The sequence below is a fragment of the Lentzea sp. NPDC036955 genome, from assembly GCF_055608005.1.
This window is the reverse complement of the sequence record NZ_JBVJRC010000015.1, coordinates 171294-187213: the sequence shown is the minus strand read 5'-3', so window position 1 is coordinate 187213 and position 15920 is coordinate 171294. Positions and strand designations below refer to the sequence as shown.

Annotated in this window: 14 protein-coding genes; 4 read left to right on the top strand and 10 right to left on the bottom strand. The window is 70.8% G+C overall.

All coding sequences use genetic code 11. The features are described 5' to 3' along the window. Positions 1 to 54: 54 nt before the first annotated feature. Positions 55 to 1254: a cytochrome P450 gene (locus ACZ7CF_RS38820; protein ID WP_360399344.1), complete on the top strand. Its 1200-nt coding sequence runs from the start codon at positions 55 to 57 to the stop codon at positions 1252 to 1254. On the opposite strand, the gene ACZ7CF_RS38815 is transcribed toward ACZ7CF_RS38820, so the two are convergent. Beyond that, on the bottom strand, positions 1232 to 1726 hold the full coding sequence (locus tag ACZ7CF_RS38815) for an anthrone oxygenase family protein (protein WP_470372180.1): 495 nt from the start codon (positions 1724 to 1726) through the stop codon (positions 1232 to 1234). The genes ACZ7CF_RS38820 and ACZ7CF_RS38815 overlap by 23 nt on opposite strands. Here ACZ7CF_RS38815 and ACZ7CF_RS38810 point away from each other — a divergent pair. After that, a complete protein-coding gene (locus ACZ7CF_RS38810; protein WP_458433925.1) occupies positions 1725 to 2627 on the top strand; it encodes an AraC family transcriptional regulator in 903 nt (300 codons plus the stop codon). The genes ACZ7CF_RS38815 and ACZ7CF_RS38810 overlap by 2 nt on opposite strands. Here the strand turns inward: ACZ7CF_RS38810 and ACZ7CF_RS38805 are convergent. Next, entirely contained in the window at positions 2609 to 2992 is a 384-nt protein-coding gene (locus ACZ7CF_RS38805; RefSeq protein ID WP_360399353.1) for a VOC family protein, read from the bottom strand. The two genes, ACZ7CF_RS38810 and ACZ7CF_RS38805, sit on opposite strands and share 19 nt — an antisense overlap. Positions 2993 to 3065: 73 nt before the next feature. Between ACZ7CF_RS38805 and ACZ7CF_RS38800 the strand changes: the two genes are divergently transcribed. Next, on the top strand, positions 3066 to 4331 hold the full coding sequence (locus ACZ7CF_RS38800; protein ID WP_360399356.1) for an MFS transporter: 1266 nt from the start codon (positions 3066 to 3068) through the stop codon (positions 4329 to 4331). Here ACZ7CF_RS38800 and ACZ7CF_RS38795 read toward each other — a convergent pair. The 7 genes from ACZ7CF_RS38795 to ACZ7CF_RS38765 form a co-directional block, all read right to left on the bottom strand. Further along, on the bottom strand, positions 4294 to 4692 hold the full coding sequence (locus ACZ7CF_RS38795; RefSeq protein ID WP_360399359.1) for a VOC family protein: 399 nt from the start codon (positions 4690 to 4692) through the stop codon (positions 4294 to 4296). The two genes, ACZ7CF_RS38800 and ACZ7CF_RS38795, sit on opposite strands and share 38 nt — an antisense overlap. Before the next feature lie 10 nt (positions 4693 to 4702). Continuing rightward, on the bottom strand, positions 4703 to 5830 hold the full coding sequence (gene proB, locus ACZ7CF_RS38790) for a glutamate 5-kinase (protein WP_470372179.1): 1128 nt from the start codon (positions 5828 to 5830) through the stop codon (positions 4703 to 4705). Positions 5831 to 5834: 4 nt separating this feature from the next. Next, a complete protein-coding gene (gene obgE, locus ACZ7CF_RS38785; protein ID WP_360399365.1) occupies positions 5835 to 7292 on the bottom strand; it encodes a GTPase ObgE in 1458 nt (485 codons plus the stop codon). A gap of 102 nt (positions 7293 to 7394) precedes the next feature. Continuing rightward, positions 7395 to 7652 carry a 50S ribosomal protein L27 gene (gene rpmA, locus ACZ7CF_RS38780; protein WP_053735607.1) on the bottom strand — a complete coding sequence of 86 codons (258 nt, stop codon included), beginning with the start codon at positions 7650 to 7652 and terminating at the stop codon, positions 7395 to 7397. Positions 7653 to 7666: 14 nt separating this feature from the next. Next, positions 7667 to 7978 carry a 50S ribosomal protein L21 gene (rplU, locus tag ACZ7CF_RS38775; RefSeq protein ID WP_030468121.1) on the bottom strand — a complete coding sequence of 104 codons (312 nt, stop codon included), beginning with the start codon at positions 7976 to 7978 and terminating at the stop codon, positions 7667 to 7669. Between the two features lie 261 nt (positions 7979 to 8239). Further along, positions 8240 to 11299 (bottom strand): translation initiation factor IF-2 N-terminal domain-containing protein, encoded by a 3060-nt coding sequence (locus ACZ7CF_RS38770; protein ID WP_470372178.1) that lies wholly within the window; start codon positions 11297 to 11299, stop codon positions 8240 to 8242. A gap of 212 nt (positions 11300 to 11511) precedes the next feature. Beyond that, positions 11512 to 12237 carry a TIGR03936 family radical SAM-associated protein gene (locus tag ACZ7CF_RS38765; RefSeq protein ID WP_360399586.1) on the bottom strand — a complete coding sequence of 242 codons (726 nt, stop codon included), beginning with the start codon at positions 12235 to 12237 and terminating at the stop codon, positions 11512 to 11514. Between the two features lie 206 nt (positions 12238 to 12443). Here ACZ7CF_RS38765 and ACZ7CF_RS38760 point away from each other — a divergent pair, with 206 nt between their 5' ends. Then, positions 12444 to 13859 carry a S8 family peptidase gene (locus ACZ7CF_RS38760; protein WP_458433928.1) on the top strand — a complete coding sequence of 472 codons (1416 nt, stop codon included), beginning with the start codon at positions 12444 to 12446 and terminating at the stop codon, positions 13857 to 13859. A 90-nt stretch (positions 13860 to 13949) separates the two neighbouring features. Here ACZ7CF_RS38760 and ACZ7CF_RS38755 read toward each other — a convergent pair whose 3' ends face one another. Next, on the bottom strand, positions 13950 to 15914 hold the full coding sequence (locus ACZ7CF_RS38755; RefSeq protein WP_360399376.1) for a TIGR03960 family B12-binding radical SAM protein: 1965 nt from the start codon (positions 15912 to 15914) through the stop codon (positions 13950 to 13952). Positions 15915 to 15920: the final 6 nt, after the last annotated feature.

Below are 15920 nucleotides of genomic sequence, written 5' to 3'. Positions count from 1 at the left end.
CGGCCGCCGCGGTAGGCCACCTGCCGAAGGGTCCTCTGTGGCAGTGTCCTCGGCATGACTGCGGGTGTCGTGCGGTTCCGGCGGGCCGAGCTCCTCCTCGCGGCACACCGGCGGTTCGGGCCGGTCGTGCGGCTGGGCCCGTACACCTGCCTGCTCGGGCCGGAGGCGAACCGGTTCGTGTTCGCGAACTCCGGGCTGTTCGGGGTGGAGCGGGCGTTCCAGTCGCTGGTGCCGGTCGACGGGCCGACGTCGTTGATCGTCAGCGACGGCGAGGACCACGGGCGGCGGCGCCGGCTCGTGCAGCCGGCGTTGGCGCACCGGCGGATCGCCGGGTACGCACCGGTGATGGCGGCCAACGCCGAGGCGGCGCTCGACGCGTGGCGGCCCGGTGCGGTGGTCGACGTCTACCAGGAGTTCCGGCGGGCGATCCGGCGCAGCACGATCGAGGCGTTGTTCGGGGCGGAGCTCGCCGGGGACGCGGACTTCTTCGGGGCGCACCTGCAGGTGCTGATCAACCTGATCGACCGCAACCCGGCCGTGGTGACGGTGCTGCGCCGGCTGAACGCCCCTGCCTGGCGCAACGCGATGCGGGCGCGGCGGGCCGTCGACGCGCGGGTGTACCGGGCGATCGAGGAGGCGCGGGAGAAGGGGACGGCCGAGGACGACCACGTGCTCGCGGCGCTCGTGCACGGCGGGGGTGACGACGGGCTGAGCGACCTGGAGGTGCGCGACCAGGTGGTGACGCTGATCGCCGCCGGGTACGAGACGACGAGTGCCGCGATGGCGTGGTCGGTGTTCAACCTGTTGCGGCACAACGGGATCTGGGAGCGCGCGGCGGAGGACGACGAGTTCCTCGGCAACGTCGTGAACGAGACGCTGCGGCTCTACCCGCCCGCGGTGGTGTCGGCGCGGACCGCGACGCGGGACTTCGAGTTCGCCGGGAAGCGGATCGAACAGGGCACCTTCCTGCTGTACAGCCCGTACGTCACGCACCGGTTGCCCGAGGTGTGGCCGGATCCGCTGCGGTTCGACCCGGACCGCTGGGAGCACAAGCCCGCGCCGCACGAGTTCCTGCCGTTCGGCGGCGGGCCGCACCGGTGCATCGGTGCCGGTCTCGCGGTGACGGAGCTGACCGTGATGCTGAAGGCTTTGCTGCAGCGGCCGAAACCGGTGTTGCTCGCCCAGCGGGTCACACCGGTGAGCCTGGCGGCGATGCGACCGAAGCAAGGCATCAAAGTCCGAGTGGCAGGGTGACCGCCGAGGCGAGACCGGCGACGCCGCGCACGTGGTTCCACAACGTCCACCGGCGCAGGTACTCGGGCCAGTAGGCGTCGTCGGTCCGTTCGAGACGGTTGTTCATCGGCACGTTGACGACCATCGTCAGCACGAACACGCCGACGAGGTAAAGCAGGCCGCCGACATGGCGCCCCTGGACGACCTCAATCCCGCACACCACCGCGGTACCGAGGAAGACGAGCAGGAACACCGGGTTCTGGATGCGGGCGTTCAGGCGCCGCATGGCCGCGCGGGCGTGTTCGGGCGGGAGGTCCGCGAGACCGGGCATCACCGAGGTGGAGAACGCGAAGAAGACGCCGGCCATCAGACCGGTTGCGGCGGTTGCGATGAGCGTGGTGGTGTCCATGATGCCAACCCTGTCCCGATCAGCGTGGACTCTCAATGACAGTTCATCGCGCAGCTTTGCTCGATCGTCCAGGATGACGGGCATGACGGACGCGCTGGCCGAAGCCCTGCACCTGCTGCGCATGTCCGGCACCTTCTACTGCCGGAACGAGCTGACCGAGCCGTGGGGCCTCACGATGCCCGACATGGCGGACTGCCTGTGGTTCCACGTGCTCACGAGCGGTCGCTGCCAGGTCGAGGCCGACGGCGGGACCACCGTCCTCGCCCCCGGTGACGTCCTGCTGGTGCCCGGCGGCCAGGGCCACCGCCTGTTCAGCACCGCGGACGCCGCGTCGCCGGTGGTGACGACCTTGCCGCACGAGTTCGAGACCGACAACTACGCGATCCTGCGCCATGGCGGCGGTGGCGGCGTGACGCACCTGGTGTGCGGCACGGTGCGGTTCGACCACCCGGCCGCCCAGCACCTGGTCGAGGTGCTGCCGCAGGTCCTGCACGTCCGCCAGGCCGACGACATGCGCGCGATCATCGACCTGATGGCCGCCGAGGCGCGGACGCTGCGCCCCGGCGGGGAGGCGGTCATCACCCGCCTTGCCGACGTGCTGGTGATCCAGACCATCCGCTCCTGGCTCGCGAACGACCCGGCGGCGCGCACCGGGTGGCTGGGCGCGTTGCAGGACCGGCAGATCGGCCGGGCGCTCGCGTTGATCCACCGCGATCCCGCGCACCCGTGGACCGTCGACCGCCTCGCCCAGCGGACCGCGATGTCCCGTTCGGCGTTCGCGGCCCGCTTCACCGGCCTGGTCGGCGAGTCGGCGATGCGGTACGTGACGCGGTGGCGCATGCACGTGGCGATGAACCGCTTGCAGGACCGCGACTCCACGGTCAGCGAGATCGCACGCGGCCTGGGCTACGAGTCGGAGGCGGCGTTCAGCCGGGCGTTCAAACGCGTCGTCGGCGTCTCGCCCGGTCAGGCCCGCGCGGGCTGAAGCAGGTCCCAGCGGTTGCCGTAGAGGTCTTCGAACACGGCCACCTTGCCGTAGACCTCGTCGCGTGGCGTCTCCAGGAAGCGCACGCCGAACGCGGTCATGCGGGCGTGGTCGCGGTCGAAGTCGTCGGTGGTGAGGAAGAACCCGACCCGGCCACCGGTCTGGTCACCGACGCGTGCGGCCTGTTCCTCCGATGTGGCCTCCGCCAACAACAACGACGCACCGTCGCCCGCCGACACCACCACCCAGCGCTTGTCGCCCTGTGGCGTGTCCTCGACCAGCGTGAACCCGAGACCGTCCACGTAGAAGCGGATCGCCTCGTCGTAGTCGCGGACCACCAACGTCACCAAACCAATGGATCGCACGCCGACGAGTATCGCCCTCCCCGCCTGATGAGACGCACCCACAGGGGATTGCGCTGTGTGACAGGGTGATCGCATGGCGGTTACTTCGGAAACGCATCGACTGCCCGTGCGCAAGCTGGTCGCGGCCTCGGCCGGCAACGCGGTCGAGTGGTACGACTGGGGCATCTACACCGCGTTCAGCATCTACTTCGCCACGCAGATCTTCCCGAAGGGCAACGAGGCCGCTGCCCTGCTGAGCACGTTCGCGACGTTCGCGCTGGCCTTCTTCTTCCGCCCGCTCGGCGGGTACCTGCTCGGCCGGTTCGCGGACGTCCGCGGGCGGCGGACCGCGATGCTGCTGACGATCGTGCTCATGTCGGGCGGGTCGGTGGTGATCGGGTTGCTGCCGACGTTCGAGCAGGTCGGGTGGCTGTCCCCGGCGCTGCTGGTGCTGGCGCGGATCGCCCAGGGCATGGCGCTGGGCGGCGAGGTCTCCAACGCGTCGGCGTACCTAGGTGAGATCGCCAAGCCGAGCCACCGCGGGCGGTACTCGTCGTTCTTCTACATCTCGACCGGTGCCGCGGTGCTGGTGGCGTCGCTGCTCGGGTTCTTCCTCAGCCGCAGCCTCGACGCGGCGGCGATGGCGTCCTACGGGTGGCGGGTGCCGTTCCTGGTCGGCGGCGTGCTCGGGCTGATCGGGCTGTGGCTGCGGCGGGCGTTGCCGGAGACCGAGCAGTTCGAGGAGAACCGTGCGAAGGCGGAGAAGCTGAAGAACCCGTTGCTGACCACGCTGCGGGAGCACCCCAAAGCGGTCGGGCAGCTGGTGGGCTTCACGCTGTTGTCGACGCTGTGCTTCTACACGTTCTTCTCGGCGCTGACGCCGTTCGCGGTGAAGACCCGCGGTGCGGACGACGTCGACGTGTTCCTGGCGTTGTCGATCGCCACCGGTGTGTTCATCGTCCTGCAGTACCCGATGGGCTGGCTGGCGGACCGGGTGGGGCGCAAGCCGCAGATCCTGGTGTGGTCGGCGGTGACGGCGGTGCTGATCGTACCGCTGTCCGCGCTGGTGCAGCCGGGGCTGGGGAACCTGCTCGTGGTGTTCTGCGTGGGCCTGGGGCTCTACACGACGATCACGTCGATCGCACCGGCGTTGATGAGCGAGCTGTTCCCGACGGAGCTGCGCGGGCTCGGGATCGGCGCCTGGTACAACCTCACGGTCGCGCTGTTCGGTGGCACGGCGCCGCTGGTGATCCAGGCGCTGCCGGGCACCACGTTCTTCTGGTACGTGGCGGTGGCGGCGGTGATCACGTTCCTGGCGATCCTCACCCTTCCGGAGACAAGGGGTGTTCGGTTGAGCTGAGGCAGAACTCGTTGCCCTCGGGGTCGGCGAGCACGAACCACACGCCGTCCCGGCTGATCACCGCGGCGCCGAGGGCGACGAGCCGGGCCACCTCGGCCTCGACGTCGTCGCACCACAGGTCGACGTGCACGCGGTTCTTGCCGGTCTTGGGTTCCGGGACGCGGTTGAAGAAGAACCGGGGCGACCCGTCCAGCAACACCGACGGGTCGTCCTCGGGGTCGGTGATCCCCTTGCCGCGCAACCGTTCCAGCTCTTCATCGGTGTACGGCGCGAGCTCGTGGTCGTCCAGCACCGCCGCCCAGAACCTGGCGAGCGAGGCGGGGTGGGCGCAGTCGATGACGACGTCGTGCATCCGGGCCATGCGACCGAGGCTAGCGGTGCAGCGGCACCAGGTCGTCGGCGTGCACGACCTCGCGGCGTTGTTCCGCGGGCAGGTCGTGGGACTTGCGGCCGATCACCGACGGCAGCTCCGCCGAGTCGTAGCCCACGACACCGCGGGCCACCACGTCACCGGCGAGGCTGACCAGCTCGACGACGTCACCCGCGTCGAAGTCGCCGTCCACACCGGTGATGCCCGCGGCCAGCAGCGACCGGCGCCGGCCCACGACAGCGGCGACAGCGCCGTCGTCGAGGTGCAGGCGGCCGTTGGCGTCGGTGGCGTACCCGAGCCAGAAGCGGCGGGCAGTGAGCCGTGAACCCGTTGCGGCGAAAGCGGTGCCGACGTCGGCGGAGGTCAGCGCGCGGTGGGCCTCGGTGGCGCCGGTCAGCAGCACCGGGATGCCTGCGGAGGACGCCAGCCGTGCCGCGGCGAGCTTGGAGGCCATGCCACCGGTGCCCAGGCCGGACGCGCCGACGCTCCCGGCCCGCACACCGTCCACGTCCGCGGCGGACGCGACCTCGGAGATGCGCACCGCACCGGGCTGACGCGGGTCACCGGAGTACAGCGCGTCCACATCGGACAGCAGGAACAACGCGTCCGCGCCGACGAGGTGCGCCACCAGCGCGGCGAGGCGGTCGTTGTCGCCGAAGCGGATCTCCTCGGTGGCAACGGTGTCGTTCTCGTTCACGACCGGCACCGCACCGAGGGCGAGCAGGCGGTCGAACGTGCGCTGGGCGTTGCGGTAGTGGGCACGGCGCACCACGTCGTCCGCCGTCAGCAGCACCTGGCCGACGGTCAGCGCGTACCGGCCGAACGAGTTCGCGTACGCGTGCGCGAGCGTGAGCTGGCCGACGCTCGCCGCGGCCTGCTGGGTGGCGAGGTCGCGCGGGCGGCGGGAGATCTTCAACGGCGCCAGGCCAGCGGCGATCGCGCCGGAGGACACGAGCACGACCTGGCTGCCCGCCGCACACCGCGCGGCGAGGGCGTCGACCAGCGCGTCGAGACGCGCCGGGTCGAGCCCCCCTTCCGCTGTGGTCAGGGAGGAAGACCCGACCTTGACCACGATGCGGTTCGCCGAGGCGACCGCGGTGCGAGCTGGTGAGACCACGGGGGCCGTCACGGGTTCACTCCTCGTCGAAGTCGTCACCGTCGTCACCGGCGCCGGGCGCGCGGCGGGCCTTCTTCAGGGCCTTGCGCTCGTGGGCGCCGATGCGGTCGTTGCGCTCAAGACGGGCGTCCGTGCCACGTCCGGTCATCGTCATCGCGATGCCGGCCGGGGTGGTCGGCTCCCAGTCGAAGACCAGGTCGCCGATGGTGACCTGGCAGCCGGGAACGGCGCCCATCTTCACGAGCTTGTCCTCGACGCCCAGCCTGTTGAGGCGGTCCGCGAGGTAACCGACGGCTTCGTCGTTGGAGAAGTCGGTCTGGCGGATCCAGCGCTCGGGGCGTTCGCCCTTCACGATGAAGCCACCCTCGACCGAGGGGTCCTCGGTCACGGTGAAGCCCTGGTCGTCCACGGCGGTCGGCCGCAGCACGATTCGGGTCGACTCCTTCTTCGGCTGGGCCGCGCGGTACTCGCGCACGACCTCGGCCAGCTTGAACGTCAGCTCGCGCAGACCCTGGCGGGACACGGTCGACACCTCGAAGACCGGCAGGCCGCGGGCCTCGATCTCCGGGCGGACGATGTCGGCGAGGTCCTGCGCGTCCGGGATGTCGACCTTGTTGAGGATCACCACGCGCGGGCGGTCCTCGAAGTTGCCGCCCAGCGACGGCGTGTACTCCGAGAGCTCCTTCTCCAGCGCGTCGATGTCCGCGATCGGGTCGCGGCCCGGTTCGTACGTGGCGCAGTCGACGACGTGCGCGAGAACGGCGGTGCGCTCGATGTGGCGCAGGAAGTCCAGGCCGAGGCCCTTGCCCTGCGAGGCGCCGGGGATCAGGCCGGGGACGTCGGCCATCGTGAAGACGGTGTCGCCCGCGGTGATCACGCCGAGGTTCGGCACCAGCGTGGTGAACGGGTAGTCGGCGATCTTCGGCTTCGCGGCGGAGAGCACCGAGATCAGCGACGACTTGCCGGCCGACGGGAAGCCGAGCAGACCGACGTCCGCGACGGACTTGAGCTCCAGCACCAGGTCGCGGGTCTCACCGGGCTCGCCGAGCAGCGCGAAGCCGGGGGCCTTGCGCGCCTTGGACGCGAGCGACGCGTTGCCCAGGCCGCCCCGGCCACCGGCGGCGGCGATCAGCTGGGTGCCCTCGCCGACGAGGTCCGCGACGACCTCGCCGTCCTCGGTCAGCACGACCGTGCCGTCCGGGACGCGCAGGACCAGGTCCTCGCCGTTCGCGCCGTCGCGGTTCGCACCCGCGCCCGCCTTGCCGTTGGTGGCGGAGGCGTGCGGGCGGAAGTGGAAGTCCAGCAGGGTGTGCACCTGCGAGTCGACGACGAGGATGACGTTGCCGCCACTGCCCCCGTTGCCGCCGTCCGGGCCGCCGAGGGGCTTGAACTTCTCGCGGTGCACGGAAGCACAGCCGTTGCCCCCGTTGCCGGCGGCAGCGTGGATCACCACCCGGTCAACAAAACGAGCCACGGAACTACTTCCTCTCAAAGTTCTGGAACAAGCGACGAGGGGCGGTGCCGGATGACCGGTCCCGCCCCTCGCCGAGGTCTAGCTACGTTGCGGAAACGATCCTCAGACCGCGACCGGAACGATGTTGACGGTCTTGCGACCGCGCTTCGTGCCGAACTCCACCGCACCCGGCAGCAGGGCGAACAGCGTGTCGTCCTTGCCGATGCCCACACCGACGCCGGGGTGGAACTTGGTGCCGCGCTGGCGGATCAGGATCTCGCCGGCCTTGACGACCTGACCGCCGAACCGCTTCACACCCAGGTACTGGGGGTTGGAGTCACGGCCGTTGCGGGAACTGGATGCACCCTTTTTGTGTGCCATGAGAAGTCAGGTCCTCACTTACCGGTGATGCCGGTGACCTCGACGCGGGTCAACTTCTGACGGTGACCCTGCCGCTTGTGGTACCCGGTCTTGTTCTTGAACTTGTGGATGCGGATCTTCGGGCCCTTGGTGTGCTCGACGACCTTGCCGGTCACCGAGAACTTCTCCAGGGCCGCCGCGTCAGCGGTGACGTCAGTGCCGTCGACCACGAGCAGCGTCTGGAGGGAGATTTCGGTGCCCGGCTCGCCCTCGAGCTTCTCGACCTCGACGATGTCGCCGACAGCGACCTTGTACTGCTTGCCGCCGGTCTTGACGATCGCGTACATCAGGACGGAAGTCTCCTGCTACTCGATGGTGACGGGCCATGCGCCAAACCGTCTGCGAGAAACCAGCAGAGGAGGCACACGACAGGACCCGTCGGATGGCGGGCCGCAGACAAGGTTACGGGAGTGGGTGCGCCCGGAGCAAACTGGGGTCCCCTGAACCTGTTTCCGCAGGCTGTGCGGTCCCTCACAGGTGCGGTCGCGCACCCCTGACAACGCAGAACCGGGGCCGCGTGAGCGACCCCGGTTCGACGGTTGCTGACCTCAGTCCTCCTGGACCGGCGGGCCCGCGGGCCGCGACACGGCACGGCGCCTGCGGGTGGTGGTGACCACCGGAGCGGGCAGCTGGACCTCGGGCTGCTTCGGGACCTCGGCGACCACCACGGGGGGCGCCTCGACGGCCGGCGGGGCACCGGCGGCGCGCTTGGCCGCACGACGCCGCGGACGGGCCGCGGGAGGCTGCACGGCGACCGGCGCGACGGGCTCGGGTGCCGAGACCGGCTGCGGGGCCGCGACGGCCTCCTGCTCGGGCTCGGCCACCGGCTTGGCCAGCTGGGAGCCGATGCGGCCGGTCACGACCGGCTTCACGGGTTCCGGGGCGACCGGCTCGACGAGCTCCGCCGCGGTCTCCTCGACCACCTCGGGCTCGACGGCCGCCTCAGGCTCGACGACCGGGGCCGACTCGACGACCGGGGCAGGCTCGGCGACCGCTTCGGGCTCGACGACCGGGTCGATCTCGACCGGCTCGGGGTCCTCGGCGACCTCGTGCGGCACGTCGCCGTTGAGCGCCTGCTCCTCGACGACGACCGCGTCGACAACGGCCTGCGGCTCCTTGTCGCGGCCACGACGACGGCGGCGGCGACGGCCGTGGCCCTCGTGCTCCTGGTCGGCCGCGACGGCGTCCTCGGAGGTGTCCTCGGGCTCGGCCGGCTCCACGACCTGCGGCTCGACCGGCGCTTCGGGGGCCTCGACGGCCGCCTCCACCACCTCGGTGGTCTCCGCGGCCTGGTCGCCGCCCTTGTTGCGGCGCGACTTGCGGCCACCGCCCTGCGACTGCTGCTGCTGGCCACCGTTGCCGCCGCCACCGCCGTGCGAGTGCACCGGCTCGGTCGACACGACGACGCCACGGCCGCGGCAGTGCTCACACGTCTGGCTGAACGCCTCCAGCAGGCCGGTGCCGACCCGCTTGCGGGTCATCTGCACCAGGCCCAGCGAGGTGACCTCGGCGACCTGGTGGCGGGTGCGGTCGCGGCCGAGGCACTCGGTCAGGCGGCGCAGCACCAGGTCGCGGTTCGACTCCAGGACCATGTCGATGAAGTCGATGACGATGATGCCGCCGATGTCGCGCAACCGGAGCTGGCGGACGATCTCCTCCGCCGACTCCAGGTTGTTGCGGGTGACGGTCTCCTCGAGGTTGCCGCCCGACCCGGTGAACTTGCCGGTGTTGACGTCGATGACCGTCATCGCCTCGGTGCGGTCGATGATCAGGTAGCCGCCCGAGGGCAGCCAGACCTTGCGGTCCAGCGCCTTCATCAGCTGCTCGTCGATGCGGTACTCGACGAACGCGTCGTTGTTGCCGACGTGCTTCTTCAGGCGGTCCTGCAGGTCCGGCGCCACGTGGCGGACGTAGCCGTCGATGACGTCCCACGCCTCGTCGCCCTGGACGACGAGCTGCGCGAAGTCCTCGGTGAACAGGTCGCGGACGACCTTCACCAGCAGGTCCGGCTCCTCGTAGAGCAGCGTCGGCGCCTTGGTGGAGGTGCTGGCGGACTTCTCCTTGATGACCTTCCACTGCGCCTGCAGGCGGGTGACGTCGCGCGCCAGCTCCTCCTCGGAGATGCCCTCCGACGCGGTGCGGATGATCACGCCGGCGTCCTCGGGGACGACCCGCTTGAGGATGTCCTTGAGGCGCTTGCGCTCGTTGTCGGGCAGCTTGCGGCTGATGCCCGTGGCACCGCCGCCCGGCACGTACACCAGGAAGCGGCCGGGCAGGCTGATCTGGGTGGTCAGGCGGGCGCCCTTGTGGCCGACCGGGTCCTTCGTGACCTGGACGAGCACCGAGTCGCCGCTGGAGAGCGCCTGCTCGATCTTGCGGGACTTGCCCTCGAGACCGGCGGCGTCCCAGTCGACCTCACCGGCGTAGAGCACGGCGTTGCGGCCGCGGCCGATGTCGATGAACGCGGCCTCCATGCTCGGCAGCACGTTCTGCACACGGCCGAGGTACACGTTGCCGACGATCGAGCCGGAGCCCGACGACGTGACGAAGTGCTCGACCAGCACGCCGTCTTCCAGCACGCCGATCTGGGTGCGGTCGCCGTGCTCGCGGACGACCATCGTGCGGGCCACGGCCTCGCGGCGGGCCAGGAACTCGGCCTCGGTCAGCACCGGGGCGCGGCGGCGGCCGGCCTCGCGGCCGTCGCGGCGGCGCTGGCGCTTGGCCTCCAGACGCGTCGAGCCGCGGATGCTGCGGACCTCGCTGCGCGCGGCCTCGCTCTGGGCGGCGTCGTCGGCCTTCTCGTCGCGCACCTCGCGCACGTGCACGACCGTGTTCGGCGGGTCGTCCTCGGACGACACGTCCTCGTCCGCGCCGGTCTTGCGGCGGCGGCGACGGCGGCGACGGCGGGTCGAGCCCTCGTCACCCTCGTCCTCGGCGGTGTCGTCGGCGTCGGCACCCTCCGCGGGCGCCTCGGCGTCCTCGGACTGGGTGTCGTCGCCGTCCTCACCGCCGTTCTCGGCATCCGCGCCCTTGCCGCGGCCACGGCCACGACGACCGCGGCGGCGCCGGCGACGGCCCTCGCCCTCGTCGTCACCGTCGACGTCGATGTCGCCGTCGGTGTCCGCGTCGACGTCGGCGGCCTCGGCGGCGTCGAGCTCGTCGGCGGCGAGCTCGCCCACCGACTTCTCGTCCTCGACCGGCTCCTGCTCGACGACGAACGGCGAGGCGGACGCCTTGGGCCGCTCGATCGGCGTCGGCGGCAGGAAGACCGCGCTCGGCGCGGCGAAGACCGGCGCGAGCGCCGGGGCCTCGAACGCGGGGACCGCCGGGGCCTCGTAGTCCTCGGTGATCTCACCGGTGACGACGTCGTCCCAGTCCAGCAGGGTCTCTGCGACCTTCAGCGCGACGTCGCGGCTCACGCTCGACTGCGCACTGCGCGCGACCTCACCGAGGTCGGCCAGCGCCGTCATCACGTCCTTGCTGCTGACGTCCAGCAGTTTGGCCAAGGCGTGCACCCGCAGCTTGTCGGGCAGATCGGCCAGCTCAGGGCGTGCGGAAACCACACCCTGCCCGCCGGTCGCACCGGCGGGCTTTTCCGTGTTCGACATGCAGCTCCTCCACCCCCGGGCGCGTCCCGTGAGGACGCGGCCGCGCAGGGGCCTCTCTTGTCTCTCTCCACCGCATGCTCGCGGCGGGAATCCTTGCCTCGCGCGCAGCGGCGTGACGCCTCAGCGGGCGCACGCTTGCGCAGGTCCCACGACGACGCCGCCTCCAGCGCCGCTCCTCCTGTTTGCGTCGCTGACCGGCGTTCCGGCGCTCGTCAGGACTCTCTGTCCTGCTGGAGCGGGTCCGCCAGCCTGCCTTCGTCGTCGAGCCGTCCCTGCGCCATCCGGATTGCTCTCGCAGGAACCGGTGGCACGAGATCGGCGACGACACGAAGCGCATTCAGCACGTCGTCGGGTCGGACGGTAGGCGTTACCTGCCGAACGACCGTCATGAGTATCCCACACGGTGGTGACATTGCGGCGTCATCGTGTCCGGCGTCGCTCGAACGTGGCCCGACCTGTGCCGACACGACCGCAGGCCGGACGTCGACCGTCTTCACGCCGTTCTTCGTGAGCCGCTCGACCTCCACCCGTTCGGCGGAGAGCAGGAGCTCGACCGCCTTCGCGAGCTCAGCGGGGTCGACGCCATCGAGCTCGATCCGCCATTCGCTCGCGTCGATCCGCTCGGTGAGGTTGCCCCCGCGGGCCTGCACGACCTCGACCACGTCGATGCCGGGTGGCAGCGCCGCGTCGAGAGCGAGCTTCAGCGCCGCCGGGTCGACCTGCTCGACCACGGACACCTCGACGTACTCCGCCTCGCTGGCGACGCCGGTCGGCGCCGCGCCGACCCACGACACCTTCGGGTGAGGGCTGAAGCCCTGCGAGTACGCCATGGGTACGCCGGCCCTGCGCAGTGCTCGTTCGAACGTACGAGCGATGTCGCGGTGCGACGTGAAGCGCAGCCTCCCCCGCTTGGTGTAGCGGAGGCGCAGTTTCTGCACGGCTGCTGCCGACGGGTTGTTGGGCTGGTGGCGGCTCAGTGGTGCTCCCCACGGGTGGGCCTGACGGGTGAGCGGTCCCATCGGCGCAGGCTGTTCGTCCAGTAGGACGGTACCGTGAACTTGATTCAGGACGTTCAGCTTGTCTAGATCGTTGCGCGTGGTTACGGTCCGGCTGACCGGACGCCCCGCCAACCTGGAGGTCCCTGGTGCCTCTGCTCCACCGCGCACGGGCGGCTGCGGTGACCACCGCGCTGCTCGCCGCAGGACTGGTGGCGTCCACGCCCGCCGGCGCCGAGCCGGTGCTCACCAGCTGCACCCAGCCGGGTCCGCTGCTGCGCTACCTCGTGGTGTTCCCGCAGCTCACGACCCCTGCTACGGCGCAGTCGGAAATTGCTGGGGCGTGTGGCACCACCACCGTGTACTACCCGGAGATCGCGGTCGCCGTGGCCACGTCACCGGACCCGTCGTTCCTCCGGCTGATCGGCCCGCAGCGCGCCTACAGCGCCCAGGCCGAGGGTGCCTCCAAGCGCACGGTGAAGCGCAAGAAGGACGACACCGAGCTGCTGCAGCCCGCCGGCGCCCGGTCGAGCGAGCAGTGGGACATGGATCTCATCAACGCCCCGGCGGCGCACTCGATCACGACCGGTTCGCGGTCCGTGGTGGTCGGGGTGCTCGACTCGGGCGTCGCCCGGCACCCCGACCTGGCCGCGGCGCTGGCACCGGAACTGTCCGCGGGCTGCCTGACCGGCAAGCCCGACCCCTCCCCCGCGGCTTGGGCACCGACCACGTCGGCACACGGCACGCACGTCGCCGGCACGATCGCGGCGGCCAACGACGGCCGCGGCATCACGGGCGTGGCGCCCGGCGTGCGCATCGCGTCCGTGAAGGTCGTCGACGACGACGGGTTCATCTACCCCGAGTACGCGGTGTGCGGCTTCATGTGGGCCGCCGCGCAGGGCATGACCATCACGAACAACAGCTACTTCATCGACCCGTACCTGTTCACGTGCCAGAACGCGCCGGGTCAGCGGGTCGTCTACGAGGCCGTGCGGCGTGCCGTGGACCACGCGACCTCGCGCAACGTGCTGACCGTCGCCGCCGCGGGCAACAACGCCGCCGACCTGTCGCGGCCGGGCCGTGACTCGGTGTCGCCGACGAACGGCGAGGCGCAGACCCGGCCCGTGGACCCGTCGTGCGTGGTGCTGCCGGTGCAGCTGAAGAACGTCGTCGGCGTGTCGGCGGTGGACGCGACCAAGACCAAGTCCTCGTACAGCTCGTACGGCCTGGGGGCGATCGACGTGACGGCGCCCGGTGGCGACTCGCGGTCCCCCGGCGGGTGCGTGCTGTCGACGGTGCCGTCCGGCTACGACTACTCGTGCGGCACGTCGATGGCGGCGCCGCACGCGGCCGGGGTGGCGGCGCTGATCGCCTCGGCCCACCCGGAGGCCGACGCGCTGCAGCTGGGCCGGATGCTGAACGTGCAGGCCACGACGCTGGCGTGCCCGGCGGACTACGACCTGTACGGGACCGGGGTGCAGGACGCGTTCTGCACCGGGTACTCGGAGTACAACTCGTTCTACGGACACGGTCTGGTGGACGCGCTGGCCGCCGTCACGAGGTGACGTCGCAGGCCACGGACGGTCCCGTTTCCGCACTGAACGACGCCCCCGCTACTTCGAGCAGCAGGGGCGTCGTTCAGGACACGGGGTGGTTCACTTCGAGGTGAGCGCCGGGTTCTTCACCGGCGAACCGACGCCGACCGGGGAGATCGGCAGCAGTTTGCGGCCCGTCGGGCCGACCTCGATGTCGGTGCCCATCGCGGGGCACACGCCGCAGTCGAAGCACGGGGTCCAGCGGCAGTCGTCCTGCTCGCGCTCGTCGAGCGCGTCCTGCCAGTCGGCCCAGAGCCACTCCTTGTCGAGGCCCGAGTCGAGGTGGTCCCAGGGCAGGACCTCCAGCTCCTCGCGCTCGCGGGTGGTGAACCAGGCGAGGTCGACGCCGAGCGGCTCCAGCTCGCGCGCGGCCATCGTGGTCCAGCGCTCGTAGGAGAAGTGCTCGCTCCAGCCGTCGAACCGGCCACCGTCGCGCCACACCGCCTCGATGACCTTGCCGATGCGGCGGTCACCGCGGCTGAGCAGGCCTTCGATGAGGCTGGGCTTGCCGTCGTGGTAGCGCATGCCGATGTTGCGGCCGAGGCTGCGGTCGGCGTTGACGGCCTCGCGGAGCTTGCGCAGCCGGTCGTCCACGACGTCCGGGTCGCACTGCGGGGCCCACTGGAACGGCGTGTGCGGCTTGGGCACGAACCCGCCGATCGAGATGGTGCAGCGGACGTCGTTGCGGCCACTGGCCTGGCGGCCGGCGCGGATGACGTTCTTGGCCATCTCGGCGATCTGCAGGACGTCCTCGTCCTCCTCGGTGGGCAGCCCGCACATGAAGTACAGCTTCACCTGCCGCCAGCCGTTGGAGAACGCCGCCGACACCGTTCTGATGAGGTCCTCTTCGGACACCATCTTGTTGATGACGCGCCGCATCCGCTCGCTGCCGCCCTCGGGCGCGAAGGTGAGGCCCGAGCGCCGTCCGTTGCGGGACAGCTCGTTCGCGAGGTCGATGTTGAACGCGTCGACGCGGGTGCTCGGCAGGCTCAGGCCCGTGTTGGTGCCCTCGTAGCGGTCGGCGAGGCCCTTGGTGATCTCGGCGATCTCGCTGTGGTCCGCACTGGACAGCGACAGCAGGCCGACCTCCTCGAAACCGGTCGCCTCCAGGCCCTTCTGGACCATGGCGCCGATGCCCTCGATGGACCGCTCGCGCACCGGGCGGGTGATCATGCCGGCCTGGCAGAAGCGGCAGCCGCGGGTGCAGCCGCGGAAGATCTCGACGCTCATCCGCTCGTGGACGCTCTCGGCGAGCGGCACCAGCGGCTGCTTCGGGTACGGCCACGCGTCGAGGTCCATCGTGGTCCGCTTGAAGACGCGGTACGGCACCCGGTCGCGGTTGGGCACCACGCGCTGGATGCGGCCGTCCGGCAGGTACTCCACGTCGTAGAACCGCGGGATGTAGACGCCGCCGGTCTCGGCCAGGCGGGTCAGCACCTCGTCGCGGCCACCGGGGCGGCCCTCGGCCTTCCAGTTCTTGACGATCTCGGTGATCTCGAGGACGGCTTCCTCACCGTCGCCCAGCACCGCCGCGTCGACGAAGTCCGCGATCGGTTCCGGGTTGAACGCCGCGTGCCCACCGGCGACCACGATCGGGTCGTCCTCGGTGCGGTCGGCGGCGTGCAGCGGGACGCCCGCGAGGTCCAGCGCCGTGAGCATGTTCGTGTAGCCCAGCTCCGTGGCGAAGCTGATGCCCATCAGGTCGAACGCCTTCAGCGGCCGGTGCCCGTCGACCGTGAACTGCGGCACCCCGTGCTCGCGCATCAGCGCTTCGAGGTCCGGCCACACGGCGTACGTGCGCTCGGCGAGCACGTCCGGGAGCTCGTTGAGGATCTCGTAGAGGATCATGACGCCCTGGTTGGGCAGCCCGACCTCGTACGCGTCCGGGTACATCAACGCCCAGCGCACGGACGCCTCGTCCCAGTCCTTGACGGTCGCGTTGAGCTCCCCGCCGACGTACTGCACCGGCTTGGAGATCCGCGGCAGCAGGGGCTCCAACCTGGGGAAAACAGACTCGGCACTCACGCGACC